Genomic DNA, 17,436 nt, shown 5'->3' with positions numbered 1-17,436 from the left:
TGTCGCCGCCGATTCCTTCGCACCTGCGGCATGCAGGCCGCACCCGCCCTGCCCTATCCGGCGGCGGGCAGGCGCAGGGTGGCGAGCGTGCCCCCGCCCGGCGCATCGGTCAGGGTGAAGCTGCCGCGATGCCGCGCCGCGAAATCGCCGACGATGCTGAGGCCCAGCCCCGCCCCCCCGGTCGCACGGTTGCGCGAGGTATCGCCGCGCTCGAAGGGACGGAGCAGCCGCTCGCGCTCCATGGCCGGAATGCCCGGGCCGTCGTCCGCGACCGCGATCGCGACGTTCGACCCGTCGCGCCGGAGCATGACGGTGCCGCCCCCGGCATAATCGAGCGCGTTGCGCAGCAGATTCTCGACCACCCGGCGAAAGGCGGGCCCGGGCACCGCGACCCGTGCGTCGTCCCCGTCGAGCAGGCGCAGCGGTGCGCCGCCCTCCGCCATCCCCGCGACGATGCCCGCCAGCAACGGGCGCACATCGAGCAACTCGGCGGGCGCGGCGGCGTCGCGGGCGAAGGCCAGCACCTCGCCGATCATCGCCTGCATCCGCTCGACATCGGCGACCATCCGGCTGCGCTGCGGTTCGGCCACCGCCTCGACGCGCAGGCGCAGCCCGGTCAGCGGCGTGCGCAGGTCGTGGGCGATCGCGGTCAGCATCCGCGCGCGTTCGCCCGCCTCGATGCCCAGACGTCGGCGCATCGCCGCGATCGCCGCCGCCGCCTCGCGCAGTTCGCGCGGGCCTGCGGCAGGCGGGAGCACCGCATCACCGTCGATCGCGCGGGCCAGCGCGCGGAACGGGCGGGTCAGCCGCCGCGCGAAGATCCATGCGATCGGGGCCAGCAGCAACAGGCTGACCGCCAGCGCGATCAGGATGTTGCGCTGCCATCCGCCGAGGAACGGGCGGCTCGGCTCGACCAGCAGCCAGCGTCCGTCGCCCTGTCGCACGGCGGTGACGAAGGCGGTCATCGGCAGGCCGATCAGCGCCCCCCGGATCGCGGCGGTCGTGGATTGCGGGCGGACCATCTCGAACTGTCCCTGCCCGCGCCCGACGAGCACGAACGACGGCGGCAGGGCGGGGCCGCTACCCTTGACCGCCGCGATCGTCGCCTTGTGGACCGACACGCGGGTCGGTGCCGGGCTGTCGGGCCAGATCACCCGGACGGTGCCCGCCGGGCGGCGCAGCTCGGCGGCGATCAGCCCTTCCAGCATCGCCATGCGCCGCCCCTCCGGCGGCGCGGCGGCGATGCGGCGCGCGAAGCCCGGCACGTCGCCGCGCACCGCCGCCACCGCCTCGGCGGCGCTGATCCGCTGCACCGGCGGTTGCGGGGCCAGCAGCACGATCGCGGCGGTCGTCGCCACGCTCAGCGTCGCCACCGCCACCCCGAAGCCGCCGACCGCGACGAGGGCGCTCGGCGCGCGCCTCATGCCGGGCGCACCTGCGGCATGAAGCGATAGCCGACGCCGCGCACCGTCTCGATCAGCGGGGCGGGGTCGGCATCGGCCAGCTTGCGGCGCAGGCGGCTGACCGCGATGTCGATCGCCCGGTCATAGGAGGCGGCATCGGTCCCGCGCGCCAGGTCGAGCAGTGCGTCGCGGCTGAGGATACGCCCCGGCCGCCGGACGAAGGCGGCGAGCAGCGCATGCTCGCCCTCGCTCAGCGACAGGAGCCGCCCCGCCGGATCGCGCAGGCGACGCTCGTCCATGTCGAGCCACCAGCCCGCGAACCGCACCCCGCCGGTGTCGCGCGGCGCGGGATCGGCCCGCTCCACGCCGGGCCGCCGCAGCAGCGCACGTACCCGCGCCAGCAACTCGCGCGGCGCGAACGGCTTGGTCAGATAATCCCATGCGCCGACCTCCAGCCCGACGATCCGGTCGGTCACAGCGTCGAGCGCGCTCAGCATCAGGATCGGCACGCCCGCCGGGGCAAGGCGTCGGCACAGCGACAGCCCGTCCTCGCCCGGCATCATCACGTCGAGCACGATCAGGTCGGCGCTCGCCTCCGCCAGCGCGCGGTCGGCGGCGGCGGCATTGGCGGCGGTGCGCACCGCATAGCCGTGCGCGACGAGGAACTCGGCGATCGCGTCGCGGATGCTGGCATCGTCGTCGACGACGAGGATCATGCTGCTGGCGGCGGCTTCCATGCGATCGTCCATAGCGCAGCCGTGTAGCATTCGCGTATCGCCCGCCGCTACCGATACGCCATCGCCCCGCTACCGCGCCGCGCTCTAACGCCGCCACGGATCAACGGCGTGGAGCGATGGGGAATGGGCAGGCGGGGATGGAGCGCGGCGCTGCTGGCGGGTGCGGCGGCAGGCGGGGTACAGGCGCAACAGGCGCCCGCGCCGACCGCGCCGACCGCGCCGCCCCGCATCGAATTCCGTGGGCCGGACGGCAAGCCGCTGCCCCCGGAGGTCCAGCGCGAACTGGAGGAGCAATTCCGCAAGAACCCGCCGCCGCTCGTGCGGCGACCCGCACCGGGCGGCGCGGGTGCCCCCGGCGATATCGTCGTCACCGGCCAGCCACCGCGCGGCGCGGTGATCGGCGCGATCCCGCCCGAGCGCAGCTTCGGCCCGCTCGACATCCGGGCCTATGGCGCGGACACGGTCGCGGCGCTGCTCGACGCGATCGCGCCGCAGACCGCCAGCAACCGCGGGCGCGGCGACGGTCGCCCGGTCACGCTGCTCAACGGGCGGCGCGTATCGGACTTCGCCGAGATCGCGCGCATCCCGACCGAGGCGATCGAGCGGATGGAGGTGTTTCCCGAGGAACTGGCGCTCCGATACGGCTACCGCGCCGACCAGAAGGTCGTGAACATCGTGACCTTTCCCAACTTCCGCTCCGGGGTCGGGCAGCTCAACTACCTGGGGCCGACCCGGGGCGGTCGGGATAGCGGGATCGTGGCCGCCGATGCCCTGATGCTGCGCGGCGACACCCGCGTCGGGCTGGGCATCACCTACACCCGCGCCGCCGCGCTGCTGGAGAGCCAGCGCGACCTGGTGCAATTGCCGGGCACGGCAGGGCGCGGCGACACGCGGACGCTGCTGCCGCGCAGCGGACAGGGGGTGGTGAACGGCGTGGTCGCGCTGCCGCTCGCGACCGACGTCAGCGCCACGCTGAACGCCCGGTTCGAGACGAACCACGCCGAAAGCCTGCTCGGCCCCGGCGCACGCGGGCCGCTGCGCCGCGACAGCGACCGCGAGGTGGCGCATCTCGGCACGACGCTCAATGGACGCAGCGGGCGCTGGCAATGGAGCGCCACCGGCAATATCGACCGCACCGACAGCCGGGTGCTGACCGACATCACCGATCGGCGCGACGTGGCGCGCTTCACCGATACCGTGGCGAATGCCGACCTGCTGCTGGCCGGGCCGCTCGCCGAACTGCCCGCCGGGCCGGTGTCGGCGAGCATCCGCGGCGGCGGCGACTTGCGCGACTTCACCGGTCGCTCGACACGCAGCGGCACCGGCGAGCGGAGCGCGCTGTCGCGCAACCGGGGCGTCGCGCAACTCGACCTGTCGGTGCCGCTGCTCGGCCGCAAGGCGGGCCGGGCGTCGCCGCTCGGCGAACTGTCGCTCAATGCCAATGGCGCGATCGAGCGGCTGTCGGACATCGGCACGCTGCGGACGTTCGGCTATGGCCTGGTGTGGTCGCCGGTCGAGGGCATGGGGCTCGTCGCCTCCGTCACGCAGGAGGAAGGCGCGCCGACGCTGGAGCAGTTGGGCGCGCCGTTGCTGGCGACGCCGGGCGTCCGGCTTTTCGATGCGGCACGCGGCGCGGTGGTCGACGTGACCCGCGTGACCGGGGGCAATGCCGCGCTCATCAGCGACGACCGCCATGTCGTGCGGCTGGGCGCGAACGTCCGCCCCCTGCCCCGCACCGACCTGACGCTGAGCATCGATTATGTCGCGACGCGGATCGACGATCCGATCGCCGCCTTTCCGATCCCGACGCCGCAGGTCGAGGCGGCGCTGCCCGATCGCTTCGGGCGCGATGCGGCGGGAACGCTGTTCCGCATCGACGCGCGCCCGGTCAATTTCGCGCAGTCGCGCCAGCGGCAGCTGCGCTGGGGCGTGGACTTCACCCGTCCGCTGGCGCCGGTGCCGCCGGGCATGCAGGCCGCGCGGACCCGGGTGTACGCCAGCGAGGCCGACGCCCGCCGCGCGCATCCGAACGCGATCGTCATGACCGCCGAGCCGGGCAGCGCATCGGCGCGGATGGCGGCCAACATGACCAGCCGGTGGTTCCTGAGCCTGTATCACAACTGGTATCTGGAGGATTCGATCACCCTGCGGGACGGTCTGCCCGCGCTCGATCTGCTCGACGGCGGCGCGGTGGATGTCCGCGGCGGTCGCCGCCGCCACGCGATCGAGTTCCAGACCGGCGTGTTCAAGCGCGGCCTCGGCGCGCGGGTGGACGCCAACTGGCAGGGCGCCACGACGATCGGCGGCACCGGCAGTCCGCAGGGCGACCTGCGCTTCGCCGGGATCGCGACGGTCAACGCCAGCGTCTTCGCCAATCTTGGCGAACGCTTCGGCGGATCGACCACGCCGGACTGGCTGAAGGGGATGCGCGCGACGCTGGGCGTCACCAACCTGTTCAACGCCCGCCCGCAGGTGCGCGACGGCACCGGCGCGACCCCGATCAGCTACCAGCGCGCCTATCTCGATCCCGTCGGGCGGAGTATCACCCTGTCGCTGCGCAAGCGGTTGTAGGTTCGATCCACCCGGATGGAATGCGGGCCGTTTCCCCGCGAAGGCGGGAATCCAGGGCGGCAGAGGCCGACGTTGGTGGCGCTGGGCTCCCCCCTCCGCGGGAGCACGGCTGAAACTGTGCGAACCGCCCGCCAACAGCCTCTGGCCGATCCCCGATTCGCGCTGTAGGCCGGACCCCCGTGAGAATCGCGATCATCGATACCAGCACCACCCGCGCGGCGATCATCGCCGAGGGGCTGCGCGAGGCCGGGCTGGACGATCAGGTGGTGATCGACCCCGCAGGGCCGCTCGCCGCGCAGGTGGAGGCGTGCGCGCCCGAGGTGATCCTCATCAACCTCGAAAACCCCAGCCGCGACCTGCTGGAGGATTTCTTCGCCATGTCGCGCGCGCTCGACCGGCCGATCGCGATGTTCGTCGACCAGTCCGACGCCGAAAGCGCACTGGCGGCGGTGGATGCGGGCGTGTCGGCCTATGTCGTCGACGGCCTCGCCAAGCAGCGGATCAAGCCGGTGCTCGACGTCGCCATCCGCCGGTTCGAGGCATTTTCGCGGTTGCAGGCCGAACTGGCCGAGGCACGCACGGCGCTGGCCGATCGCCAGACGATCGACAAGGCCAAGGCGATATTGATGCGCCGCCGCGGGGTGGACGAACCCGCCGCCTATGCGCTGCTGCGCGGCCACGCCATGCGATCCAACCGCCGCATCGCCGAAGTGGCGGAGGCGATCGTGACCAGCGACGCGCTGATGGGAGAGCTGCCGTGAGCCTGGAAACGCTGCGCATCGGCTTCGTGCCGCTGGTCGATGCCGCGCTGCCGATCCTCGCGCGCGAACTGGGCTTTGCCGAGGCCGAGGGGCTGGCGATCGAGCCGGTGCGCGACGTGACCTGGGCGACGGTGCGCGACCGGCTGCTCTATGGCCATACCGATGCCGCGCACATGGTCGCCCCGCTCGCCATCGCGACGGCGCTGGGCCGCGACCGGCCCGCGACCGCGATGACGGTGCCGTTCGTGCTGGGGCTGAACGGCAATGCCATCACCTTTTCCATGGCGCTGGGCGAGGCCTGTGCGCTGGGCGAGGGGCTGGGCGATCCGCATGCGCTGGGCGCGGCATTGCGCGAGGTCGCGTGCCGGCGGCGCGATGCCGGACGGCGGCTGCGCTTCGGGGTGGTGCACCGCTATTCCAGCCACAACTACATGCTGCGCTACTGGCTGGCAGGCGTCGGCATCCGCCCCGACGCCGATGTCGAGATCGTCGTCACCAGCCCGCCCTTCGCCGCCGACGCGCTGGCGGCGGGCGAGGTCGACGGCATCTGCGTCGGCGAGCCGTGGAACTCGATCGCGGTCGATCGCGGGGTCGGGCGCATCGCGCTGGCGACCGCGCAGATCTGGCGGCGCGGCGTCGAAAAGGTGCTGGCGATGCGCAGCACCGTCGCCGCGGAGCGGAGCGACGCGACGCTGCGGCTGATCCGCGCGCTCCATGCCGCCGCCGCGCATTTCGTGGCGCCCGACACCGCGGAGCAGAGCGCGGCGATCCTCGCCCGCCCCGCCTATCTCGATGCGCCGGTCGATGCGATCCTGCGCGCGATCACCGATCGCATCCGCGTGGTGCCCGGCGGCACGCCGATCCATTATCCCGATTTCATGTTCCAGCATCGCGAGGCGGCGAACTTCCCGTGGCGCAGCCAGGCGGCATGGCTCTATGCGCAAATGACCCGCTGGGACGGGCGCGGATACGATGCGACCGATGCGGCGACGGCGGCGGCGACCTTCCGCCCCGACCTCTACCGCGCGGCGCTCGCCGGATCGGGCGCGGTGCTGCCGGGGGCCTCGTCCAAGCTCGAAGGGGCGCTCGGCGAACCGATCGGCGCGGGATCGACGCAGGGGCGGCTGGTGCTGGGCAACGACCGCTTCTTCGACGGGCGCGCGTTCGATCCGGAGGATATCGCGGGGTATCTGGCGGACCTGCCGTAGCGATCGGGTGCGTCTCCGCTGCTCCCCTCCCTTCCGGGGACGGGAGCAGTTTCGCGCGCTATCTCACCGGCAGAAGCAGCATCGCCCGAAGGTACGACGCCCCGCCCATGCTGCGCCTGCGAAATTCCCTTGCGGTCACCGGGCGAATCAGGCAATCTTGCAATCGTCCGGCAATGGCGTCGGGCACGAGATAGCAGCGACACGCCTCTCCAGCGCCGGGGAGGTTCCCGCTGACGGAAACGCCGGTACCACCGGCATCCGACGAGGCAACGAAGCCGCCGGAACGCACCCCCAAAGGGTCGCCGTTCCGGCGGCTTTTTTCATTTCCGGCACGGCCGGACAGGGGAACGGGCGATGACGACGGCATATTGGGACGACAGCGAACCGCAACGCGGCGACGGTTTCTGGAGCAGCGGGCATACGCCGACGCTGGCCGCCGCCTTCCTCTATTTCGACCTCGCCTTCATGGTGTGGGTGCTGCTCGGCCCGCTGGCGCCGGACATCGCCAAGACGCTGGCGCTGACCCCGGCGCAAAAGGGGCTGATGGTCGCGGTGCCGACGCTGGCGGGCGCGGTGCTGCGCGTCGTCAACGGGCTGCTGGTCGACCGGATCGGGCCGAAGCGCTCGGGCGCGATCAGCCAGATCATCGTCATCGCCGGGCTGTTCAGTGCATGGGCGCTGGGCGTGACCAGCTTCGCGGGCACGCTGGCGCTGGGCGTGGTGCTCGGCTTTGCGGGCGCGTCGTTCGCGATCGCGCTGCCGCTCGCCAGCCGCTGGTATCCGCCCGAGCATCAGGGCAAGGCGATGGGCCTTGCGGGGATGGGCAATTCGGGCACGGTGCTGGCCGCGCTGTTCGCGCCTGCGCTTGCCAGGATGTTCGGGTGGAACGCGGTGCTGGGCCTCGCCTGCATCCCGCTCACCCTCGTCTTCGTCGCCTATATGGTCATGGCGAAGGATGCGCCGAACGCGCCCGCGCCCAAGCGGCTGGCCGAATATCTGACCCCGCTGAAACAGGCCGATGCGTGGTGGCTGATGGGCTTCTACGCGGTCACCTTCGGCGGGTTCGTGGGACTCGCCGCCAGCCTGCCGATCTATTTCACCGACCGTTTCGGCCTGACCACGATCGAGGCGGGCTATGCGACCGCCGCCTGCGTGTTCGCCGGATCGCTGGTGCGCCCGATGGGCGGCGCGCTGGCCGACCGGATCGGGGGCGTGAAGACGCTGATGGCGGTCTATGCGCTCGCCGCCGCGGCGCTGGCCGGGGTGGCGCTGGCCACCACCCTGCCCGCCGCCCTCGCGCTGTTCGTCGTCGCCATGCTGGCGCTGGGCGTCGGCAACGGATCGGTGTTTCAGCTGGTGCCGCAACGCTTCGCCGCCGAGATCGGGGTGATGACCGGCCTCGTCGGCATGGCGGGCGGCATCGGCGGCTTCTACCTCGCCTCCTCGCTCGGCCTCGCCAAGCAGTGGACCGGCAGCTTCGCGCCCGGCTTCCTGATCTTCGCCACGCTGGCGCTGGCGGCGCTCGCCGGGCTGGTCCGGGTCAAGGGCGGCTGGCGGCGGCGCTGGGGCACCGCGCAAGGGGTGCGGATCTGATGCGCGCCGCCCCGATCCTGGCGGTGGCGGCAGCGGCGGTGGCGGCGACACCGGCCACCGCGCAGAGTATCAAGCCGCTCGCCGAAGCCCGGCTGCGCTACGAACATGCCGAGCAGGAGGGCCTGCCCGCCGATGCCGATGCGCTGACCGCGCGCGTCCGCGCCGGGGTGCAGCTGAGCGACGGCGCATGGTCGGCGCTGGCCGAGGCGCAGGGCAACCTCGCCATCGTCGGCGACTATTACGACGGGCTGCACGGGGTGCAGACCCGCCCGCTGGTCGCCGATCCGCAGAATGTCGCGCTGTACCGCGCGCAGCTGCGCTACGCCGCGAACGGACAGGCGGTGACGATCGGCCGCCAGCGGATCGCGCTGGACGACGAACGCTTCGTCGGCAACATCCCCTTCCGCCAGAACGCGCAGACGTTCGACGCGGTGCGGGGCGAGTTCCAGCCGGTCGGGGGTGTGAAGGCCGACGTCAGCTATGTCCGCGCGGTCCACACCATCTGGGGCATGGACGGCACCGGCGCACGCCAGGGGGTGATCGGCGGCGACACGATCCTCGCCAATCTCGCCTGGACCTCGCCGGTCGGCACGCTGACCGGCTTCGGCTACTGGATCGATCAGGATCTGGCGGCGGTACAGGGCTATCGCCTGTCGAGCCGCACCTTCGGCGTGCGGCTGGCGGGGGTCCGCCCGCTGGCGGGCGCGAAGCTCGCCTATGCCGCCAGCCTCGCCCGGCAGGACGACTATCACCGCAACCCGAACCGCTATACAGCACGCTACTGGAGCGTCGATGCGACGCTCGACCTGAACGGGCCGAAGCTCGGCGGCGGCTATGAGGTGTTCGGCGCGGACGACGGCCGTGCGCTGACCAGCTTCCAGACGCCGCTCGCCGCCAATTTCAAGTTCAACGGCTGGGCGGAGAAGTTCACGACCAAGCCCGCCGACGGGCTGCGCGACCTGTACGCCAATGCGGGGTGGGGCTGGAAGCAGGTCGGCGCGCTGAAGGCGGTCGCGCTCTCGGCGGCATGGCACCGCTTCGACAGCGACCGGCTGGCGCGCCGGTACGGCAACGAGATCGACCTGCTGGCACAGGCGCGGATCGGCGTGACCACCGCCGCGCTGCGCTACGCCGACTTTCACGCGGACCGCTTCGCGACCGACACCCGCAAACTCTGGCTCCAACTGGACTGGACCCTATGAAGCACGAACCCATCCCCCGCCCCGTGGGCGATGCCCGCGAACACCTGATCGTCATCGGCAACGGCATGGCCGGATGCCGCGCGGTCGAGGAACTGCTGGCGCGCGATCCCGACCGCTACCGCGTCACCATCTTCGGCGCCGAACCGCGCGTGAACTACAACCGCATCATGCTCTCGCCGGTGCTGGCGGGCGAAAAGACCTTCGACCAGATCGTGCTGAACGATGCCGCCTGGTATGCCGACAACGGCATCACCCTGCTGAGCGGCGATCCGGTGGTCGCGATCGACCGCGCCGCCCGCACGGTCACGAGCCGCAGCGGGCTGGTGCTGGCGTACGACCGGCTGCTGATCGCGACCGGCAGCGATCCGTTCATCATCCCGGTGCCCGGCAGGGAACTGCCCGGCGTCATCAGCTTCCGCGACATGCACGATGTCGAGCATATGCTGGCGGCGGCGGAGCGGGGCGGCAGTGCGGTGGTGATCGGCGGCGGGCTGCTCGGGCTGGAGGCGGCGCACGGCCTGTCGCTGCGCGGCATGCAGGTGACGGTGCTCCACCTGATGCCGACGCTGATGGAACGGCAGCTGGACGAGGCGGCGGGCTGGCTGCTCAAGACCGCGCTGGAGGCGCGCGGGCAGACGATCCTGACCGGCGCGGACACCGCCGCCATCCTCGGCGACGGCAGGGTCGAGGGGGTGCAGCTCAAGGACGGCACGCTGATTCCCGCCGATCTGGTGGTGATGGCGGTCGGCATCCGCCCCGCGGTGGCGCTGGCGCGGGACGCGGGGCTGGACGTCGGGCGCGGCATCCGCGTCGACGACCATATGGTGACGAGCGACCCCGCGATCCTCGCGGTCGGCGAATGTGTGGAACATGACGGGCAGGTCTATGGCCTCGTCGCGCCGCTGTGGGACATGTGCCGCGCGCTGGCCGACGGACTGGTCGAGCGCCCGAGCGGCTATCGCCCCGCCCCCACCTCGACCAAGCTGAAGGTCGCCGGGCTGGACGTGTTCTCGGCGGGCGACTTTTCCGGCGGCGACGGCGCGGAGGATATCGTGCTGCGCGATGCCGCGCGCGGCGTCTACAAGCGCGTGGTGGTGAAGGACGACCGGATCGTCGGCGCGGTGCTCTATGGCGACACCGCCGACGGCAACTGGTATTTCGACCTGCTGAAGCAGGGCAGCGACATCGCCGACATCCGCGACGCGCTGATCTTCGGCCAGGCCTTTGCCTCCGGGGGTGGGCAGGCGGACCCTAGGGCGGCCGTTGCGGCGCTTTCCGACGATGCGGAAATCTGCGGCTGCAACGGCGTCAGCAAGGGCCGGGTGCTCGCCTGCATCGACGGCGGCGCGACCAGCCTCGACGCGGTGCGCAGCGGGTGCAAGGCGTCGGCGAGCTGCGGGTCATGCACCGGCATCGTCGAGAGCCTGCTGGCGCTGCGCCTCGGCGACGGGGTGGAGGCGGGGCCGAAGACGATGTGCAAATGCACCAGCTTCGGCCATGACGACGTGCGGCGCGAGATCGTGGCGCAGGCCATGCGCTCGATCCCCGAGGTGATGCACAAGCTGCACTGGGCGACGCCCGACGGCTGTTCGTCGTGCCGCCCGGCGCTCAACTATTATCTGCTGTGCGCGCTGCCCGGCGAATATGTCGACGACCAGCAGAGCCGCTTCGTCAACGAACGGATGCACGCCAACATCCAGAAGGACGGCACCTATTCGGTCGTGCCGCGCATGTGGGGCGGCCTGACCTCGCCGAAGGAGCTGCGCGCGATCGCCGATGTGGTCGAGAAGTTCAATGCGCCGATGGTCAAGGTGACGGGTGGGCAGCGGCTCGACATCTTCGGCATCCGGAAGGAGGATCTGCCCGCCGTCTGGGCCGATCTGAATGCGGCGGGGATGGTCAGCGGCCATGCGTACGGCAAGTCGCTGCGCACGGTGAAGACCTGCGTCGGGTCCGAATGGTGCCGCTTCGGCACGCAGGATTCGACCGGGCTGGGGGTGAAGATCGAGCGCGCGACCTGGGGGTCGTGGATGCCGCACAAGTTCAAGATCGCGGTATCGGGCTGTCCGCGCAACTGTGCCGAGGCGACGATCAAGGACTTCGGCATCGTGTGCGTCGATTCGGGCTATGAGCTGCATGTCGGCGGCAACGGCGGGATCAAGGTCCGCGCCACCGACCTGCTGTGCAAGGTCGCGACCGAGGCGGAGGCGATTGAGATGTGCGCCGCCTTCATCCAGCTTTATCGCGAGGAGGCGCGCTATCTGGAGCGCACCGCGCCGTGGATCGAGCGGGTCGGCCTCGCCCATATCCAGTCGCGGCTGTTGCCCGACGCCGACGCCCGCGCCGAGCTGGCCCGGCGGTTCTTCTTCTCGCAGCAGTTCATGCAGGACGATCCCTGGGCGGCGCGCGCCGCCGGGGCGGACCACGAACACCATGCGCCGATGGCGCGCTTCCAACCCGCAGGAGCAATCGCATGACCCCCGATCTTCTGGCAGGCGCATGGATCGACATCGGCTGGGTCGAACAGATTCCGCTGCGCGGCAGCCGCACGGTGCAGGTGGACGGCGGCGACGACATCGCCGTGTTCCGCACCGGCGACGGCGCGGTGTTCGCGCTGCGCGACCGCTGCCCGCACAAACATGGCCGCCTGTCGCAGGGCATCGTCCACGGCGGCGCGGTCGCCTGTCCGCTCCACAACTGGCGCATCTCGCTCAGCACCGGCGAGGCGCTGGGCGAGGACAAGGGTTGCACCCCGACCGTGCCGGTGAAGGTCAGCGGCGGGCGCGTGCTGCTGTGCCGCGCGTCGACGCTGGCGGCGGCGGCGTGAGCGGGGTCAAACTCCCTCTCCCCTTCAGGGGAGGGGGTCGGGGAGAGGGGGCCATCCGCATGGCGCGGTGCTCGTGACTCCCCCTCTCCCAACCCTCTCCCCTGAAGGGGAGAGGGCGATCAAGACCACCTGCGCCTATTGCGGGGTCGGCTGCGGCATCCGCGCGACCGTCACCGGCGAACGTTCGGTGCGGATTGAGGGCGATCCCGACCACCCCGCCAACCGCGGCCGCCTGTGCTCCAAGGGCACGCATCTGGGCGAGACGGTCGGGCTGGAGGGTCGCCTGCTCCACCCGATGATCGGCACCCGCCGGGCGAGCTGGGACAAGGCGCTCGACCTCGTCGCCCGCCGCTTCCGCGAGACGATCGCGCGCCACGGCCCCGGCAGCGTCGCCTTCTACGTCTCCGGCCAGTTGCTCACCGAGGATTATTACGTCGCCAACAAGCTGATGAAGGGCTTCATCGGATCGGCGAACATCGACACCAATTCCCGCCTGTGCATGTCGAGCGCGGTGGCAGGCCACACCCGCGCGTTCGGCGAGGACGTGGTGCCTGCCAGCTATGACGATATCGACGCCGCCGACCTGATCGTGCTCGTCGGATCGAACACCGCATGGTGCCATCCGATCGTCTACCAGCGTATCCGTAGCGCGTGCGAGGGCGGCGCGAAGCTGGTGGTGATCGACCCCCGCCGGACCGAGACGGCGGAAGGTGCCGACCTGCACCTCGCCATCCGGCCGGGCAGCGACGTGGCGCTGATGAACGGGCTGCTGACATGGTGCCGCGAGGCGGGCGTGCTCGACGCCGCCTTCCTCGGTCGTCATGTCGCGGTGCCCGAGGATTTCTGGACCCGCACCGCTCAGGACAGCGACCTGTGGTCGGTCGCGCGCACCTGCGACGTGGCGGTCGCCGAGCTCAAGCGCTTCTACGAGCTGTTCGCCGCCACCCCGCGCACCGTCACCCTGTTCAGCCAGGGGGTGAACCAGTCGCTGTCGGGCACCGATCAGGTCAATGCGATCCTCAACGTCCACCTCGCCACCGGGCGGATCGGCAGGCCGGGCGCGCAGCCCTTCTCGATCACCGGGCAGCCCAATGCGATGGGCGGGCGCGAGGTCGGCGGGCTGGCCTCGACGCTGGCGGCGCATATGGATTTCGCCGAGGAGAACCGGAACCGCGTCCAGCGCTTCTGGGCGTCGCCGACGATCGCCGCCAAGCCGGGGCTGAAGGCGGTCGACCTGTTCCGCGAACTGGGCGCGGGGAAAATCAAGGCGCTGTGGGTGATGGCGACCAATCCCGCGGTGTCGATGCCCGATGCGGGCCGCGTGCGCGAGGCGCTCGCCGCCTGTCCGTTCGTGGTGGTCAGCGACGTGATGGCCGAAACCGATACCGGCGCCTTCGCCCATGTCCGCCTGCCCGCCGCCGCATGGGGCGAAAAGGACGGGACCGTGACCAATTCGGACCGCACCGTCAGCCGCCAGCGCGCGATCTTCCCGCTGCCCGGCGAGGCGAAGCCCGACTGGTGGATCATCAGCGACGTCGCACGACGCATGGGGTGGAAGACCGCCTTCGCCTATGACCGCCCCGCCGAGATCTGGCGCGAGCATGTCCGCCTCTCGACCTATCAGAACGACGGTGCACGGCTGTTCTCGCTCGCCGGGCGGGGCGGCGGCGGCAATGCCGAGTACGATGCGATGGCCCCGTTCCGCTGGGGCGGCACCCCCTTTGCCGACGGGCGTTTCCCCACGCCGGACGGGCGTGCCCGGCTGGTCCCCGTCGTGCAGAAGCCGATCGCCGCGCCGCTCAAGGCATGGCCGCTGACGCTGAACACCGGGCGCTACCGCGACCAGTGGCACAGCATGACCCGCACCGGCCTCGCCCCGAAACTCGCCCGCCACCGCGAGGAACCGCTGGTCGAGGTCCACCCGGACGATGCCGCGCGGCTGGGGATCGTCGACGGTGCGCTGGCGCGGGTGGCGACGCCGCAGGGCGAGAGCCTGTACCGCGCGCGCGTCACCGATGCGCAGCGGCCGGGCGAACTGTTCGTGCCGATCCACTGGACCGACCATACGTCCTCGGGCGGGCGCACCGGGCTGCTGCCGCGGCCGCTGGCCGATCCGATCTCGGGCCAGCCGGGGTTCAAGGCGACCCCTGCCGCGATCACGGCGGTCGCGACACGGTGGCGCGGCTTCCTGATCGTGACCGGCGCGGTGCCGCGCCGCCCCGACTGCCTGTGGGCGACCCGGGTGGCGGTGCCGGGCGGCGCGCTGTGGGAACTGGCGGGCGACGGCGATGCGCTGCCGCTGGAGCAATGCCTGCCGCCGGGCGAGCGGATCGAGGCCATCGATGCCGCGCGCGGCACGCGGCGGGTGGCGGTGCTGGCGGGCGGGCGGCTGGTCGCCGCGCTGTTCGTCACCGAACGCGGCGAACTGCCGCCGCGCGACTGGCTGATCGCGCAGTTGCAGGCGGATGCCGCGGCACCCACCGTGCTCGCCGGACGCGCGCCCGGCGTTCAGGTGGATCGCGGGCCGATCGTCTGCGCCTGTTTCGACATCGGCCTGACCACCATCGTCGCCGCGATCCGCGACCAACAACTGACCGACGTCGCCGCGATCGGCGCGGCGATCGGTGCCGGTACCAACTGCGGCTCGTGCCGCCCCGCGCTCGCGCGCCTGCTGAACGAGGACAAGACCCATGCCGCATGACGATTTCCCCGCGGGCAGCGTATGGCTGGTCGGCGCGGGTCCGGGCGATCCCGACCTGCTGACCGCCAAGGCCGCGCGGCTGATCGCCGCCGCCGACATCGTGTTCCACGACGCGCTGGTGGGACCGGGCGTGCTCGACCTGATCCCGCCCGGCACCGAGCGCGCCAGCGTCGGCAAGCGATCGGGCCGACATTCCAAGGATCAGGGGACGATCGACGCGCTGATCGTCGCCGCAGCGCTGGCGGGCAGGCGCGTCGTCCGGCTGAAGGGCGGCGACCCGGCGATCTTCGGGCGCACCGCGGAGGAAGTGACCGCCTGCGCCGCCGCCGGGGTGCCGGTGCGCATCTGCCCCGGCATCACCGCCGCCAGCGCCGCCGTCGCGGCGGCGGGCACCGGGCTGACGCTGCGCGGGCGCGCCCGGCGGCTGACGATGGTGACGGCGCATGTACAGGCGGGCGGGGTGCTCGACCTCGACTGGCAGGCGCTGGCCGCCGCCGACACCACGCTGGCGGTGTATATGGGCCGCGCCGCCGCCGCCACGGTCGCGCAGCAACTGATCGCCGCCGGACGGACGGCGGACACGCCGGTGCTGGTGGTCGTCAACGCCTCGCTCCCCGACGAGCGGATCATCCGCGGGCGGCTGGCGTCGCTCGCCTTCCTCGTCGAGGCGATCAGCGCCGACGATCCCGCCGTGCTGATCGTCGGCGCGGTGGCGGAGGCGACGGCGCGACGGGACGCGCCTGCCGCCTATCGCGCCGCGTTGCCGTCGGCGGCGGGCCATTTCGCATAGGCGCGCACCACCTTGCCCGGTCCGGTCGAGAACCAGCTATAGCCGTTGCGCCGTTCGGGGATCAGGTCGTTCACATCGTCATGGATCGTCTTGTCGCGATCGCCGAAGATCGGCTGCTGCGTCCTGAGGTCGTAGAAGCGCGCCCAGATCGGCCCCGCGCCGGGTTTGGCCACCAGCCGGCGTCCGTCGGCACCCGCCGGACGGGTCCATTCCATGTCGCGGATGCCGTGCGCGGCGATCCATGCCACCCCGTCGCCGACCGCCTGCCGCACTGCGGGCGACGGATCGGGCAGCCGCATCAGGAAGGCGAGCAGGTCGGCACTCTCGCCGCTCGACAGCGCGGCAGGCTCGAAGTTGCGCGCGCCGACGGGCGCAAGGGTCAGCGCGTCATGCTGCTGGCCCCAGATGGTGCGCCTCCCGTCGATCACCACCTGCGTGCGCAGGATCAGGTCGCGGACGCGCGCGACGGCGGCGGCGGCCTGCGTCGCGACACCGGCAGGCACGAAGGCGAAGTCGCCTGTCCTTCCCCCCGCGTCGAGCAGGAGCGTCGCCACCTGCGACACCGCGCCGTCGTTATAGGTGATCGCGTCGTGATAGCCGCCCTGCAACGGATAGACCTGCGGCCAGCCGCCGTTGGGAAATTGCGCGGCGAGCAGGTAGCGCAGCCCCTTGAGCGCAGCGGCGCGATACGCCTCGCCCGACGCCCCCCGCGCGGTGCCGACCTTCGCCAGGAAGCGGATCTCGTCGATCGTCGCATTATTGTCGATCGTCCCGACATACCGCCACCCCGCCTCCGCCTTGATATCCTCGCGGGCATTGGCGGGCAGGTTCTCGATGACGACCCAGCTCTGCCCGCGCAGGCGCGGCGGGCCGCTGCGGTCCATGTTCTTGCCCCATCCGCCCGCCGGCGTCTGGAAACTGACGATGGTGTCGGCGACCGATTTCGCCTCCGGCCCGGCATACCATGCGGGCGCGCGGTCCATCGGCATCCCGCCCCCGCCCGAGGGGCCGTGCGCCGGGCCGTCCGGCACGCGCGCCAGCCCGTGCCGCTCGGCGGCGAGCGCCGCCTTGTCGGCCGCCATCAGCGCCGCCGAGCGTGCGAGATAGGCGGTCCATGCCGCCCGCTCGGCAACCGGCAGCGTCGCGATCCGCTTCGCATCGAGCGATTGCGCGGTCGTCATCGTCCCGATGACCTTCGCCGCCACCGGCGTCGCCACGATCAGCGCCGCGCCAAGCCATGTCATCCGCATCGTCATTCCAGCCTCTCCCGGCGTCTTCCATGTCGAAGATCGCGTTGACGGGCACCATTATGCTACCGGTGTCATAACCGAATGCGCCAATGGGGTACAGGAGGATATTCGTCGTTCCGGCACCTTTGACCGTGCAGGTCAATAATCGCGGTCGCGCGCTTCCTCGCGGCGGCGCTGTGCTTCGCGGCGGCGCATCTCGCGGCCCTCGCGCGCTTCCTTCTTGCGCATCTTGCGACCGTAGTTGCGGTCCGCCTCCGACTGGCTGGTCGTGGTCCAGTCGACCACCTGCGCCCCCGCGCGCACCGGCGCGGTGGCGACGTTCCATACGGTGCTGACGCACCCCCCGCTCAGCGGCAATACCGCCAGCACCAGCCACCCCGCCCGCATGTCCAT

13 protein-coding genes are annotated in these 17,436 nt (G+C 71.7%); 9 read left to right on the top strand and 4 right to left on the bottom strand.

Going from position 1 to position 17,436, the window contains the following annotated elements; genetic code table 11:
• Positions 1–53: 53 nt before the first annotated feature.
• A complete protein-coding gene (locus ABLE43_RS01320) occupies positions 54–1,424 on the bottom strand; it encodes a sensor histidine kinase (RefSeq protein ID WP_348976658.1) in 1,371 nt (456 codons plus the stop codon).
• Positions 1,421–2,140, bottom strand: a complete 720-nt coding sequence (locus tag ABLE43_RS01315; RefSeq protein ID WP_348976657.1) for a response regulator — start codon at positions 2,138–2,140, stop codon at positions 1,421–1,423. The genes ABLE43_RS01320 and ABLE43_RS01315 overlap by 4 nt, the downstream gene beginning before the upstream one ends.
• A gap of 108 nt (positions 2,141–2,248) precedes the next feature.
• On the opposite strand from ABLE43_RS01315, the gene ABLE43_RS01310 reads away from it, so the two are divergent.
• From ABLE43_RS01310 to cobA, 9 genes are all read left to right on the top strand, one after another.
• Positions 2,249–4,711 carry a TonB-dependent receptor gene (locus ABLE43_RS01310; protein ID WP_348976656.1) on the top strand — a complete coding sequence of 821 codons (2,463 nt, stop codon included), beginning with the start codon at positions 2,249–2,251 and terminating at the stop codon, positions 4,709–4,711.
• A 179-nt stretch (positions 4,712–4,890) separates the two neighbouring features.
• A complete protein-coding gene (locus ABLE43_RS01305; RefSeq protein WP_348976655.1) occupies positions 4,891–5,472 on the top strand; it encodes an ANTAR domain-containing response regulator in 582 nt (193 codons plus the stop codon).
• Positions 5,469–6,680 (top strand): ABC transporter substrate-binding protein, encoded by a 1,212-nt coding sequence (locus ABLE43_RS01300; protein WP_348976654.1) that lies wholly within the window; start codon positions 5,469–5,471, stop codon positions 6,678–6,680. The genes ABLE43_RS01305 and ABLE43_RS01300 overlap by 4 nt, the downstream gene beginning before the upstream one ends.
• Before the next feature lie 354 nt (positions 6,681–7,034).
• Positions 7,035–8,273, top strand: a complete 1,239-nt coding sequence (locus ABLE43_RS01295; protein ID WP_348976653.1) for a nitrate/nitrite transporter — start codon at positions 7,035–7,037, stop codon at positions 8,271–8,273.
• A complete protein-coding gene (locus ABLE43_RS01290; protein WP_348976652.1) occupies positions 8,273–9,475 on the top strand; it encodes a hypothetical protein in 1,203 nt (400 codons plus the stop codon). Before ABLE43_RS01295 ends, ABLE43_RS01290 begins: the two co-directional genes overlap by 1 nt.
• Positions 9,472–11,952, top strand: a complete 2,481-nt coding sequence (gene nirB, locus ABLE43_RS01285) for a nitrite reductase large subunit NirB (protein WP_348976651.1) — start codon at positions 9,472–9,474, stop codon at positions 11,950–11,952. Before ABLE43_RS01290 ends, nirB begins: the two co-directional genes overlap by 4 nt.
• Positions 11,949–12,302 (top strand): nitrite reductase small subunit NirD, encoded by a 354-nt coding sequence (nirD, locus tag ABLE43_RS01280; RefSeq protein WP_348976650.1) that lies wholly within the window; start codon positions 11,949–11,951, stop codon positions 12,300–12,302. The genes nirB and nirD overlap by 4 nt, the downstream gene beginning before the upstream one ends.
• Positions 12,303–12,375: 73 nt before the next feature.
• Positions 12,376–15,003 (top strand): molybdopterin-dependent oxidoreductase, encoded by a 2,628-nt coding sequence (locus ABLE43_RS01275; protein ID WP_348976649.1) that lies wholly within the window; start codon positions 12,376–12,378, stop codon positions 15,001–15,003.
• Positions 14,993–15,793: a uroporphyrinogen-III C-methyltransferase gene (gene cobA, locus ABLE43_RS01270; RefSeq protein WP_348976648.1), complete on the top strand. Its 801-nt coding sequence runs from the start codon at positions 14,993–14,995 to the stop codon at positions 15,791–15,793. The genes ABLE43_RS01275 and cobA overlap by 11 nt, the downstream gene beginning before the upstream one ends.
• Here the strand turns inward: cobA and pelA are convergent.
• Both pelA and ABLE43_RS01260 read right to left on the bottom strand, forming a co-directional pair.
• Entirely contained in the window at positions 15,751–17,049 is a 1,299-nt protein-coding gene (gene pelA / locus ABLE43_RS01265; RefSeq protein WP_348976647.1) for a pectate lyase, read from the bottom strand. The two genes, cobA and pelA, sit on opposite strands and share 43 nt — an antisense overlap.
• A gap of 132 nt (positions 17,050–17,181) precedes the next feature.
• Positions 17,182–17,430, bottom strand: coding sequence for a hypothetical protein (locus tag ABLE43_RS01260; protein ID WP_348976646.1), 249 nt, complete (start codon positions 17,428–17,430; stop codon positions 17,182–17,184).
• Positions 17,431–17,436 lie beyond the last annotated feature (6 nt).

The sequence above is a fragment of the Sphingomonas silueang genome, assembly GCF_040049155.1.
GTDB lineage: Bacteria > Pseudomonadota > Alphaproteobacteria > Sphingomonadales > Sphingomonadaceae > Sphingomonas > Sphingomonas silueang.
This window is presented reverse-complemented; position numbering and strand designations above follow the sequence as displayed.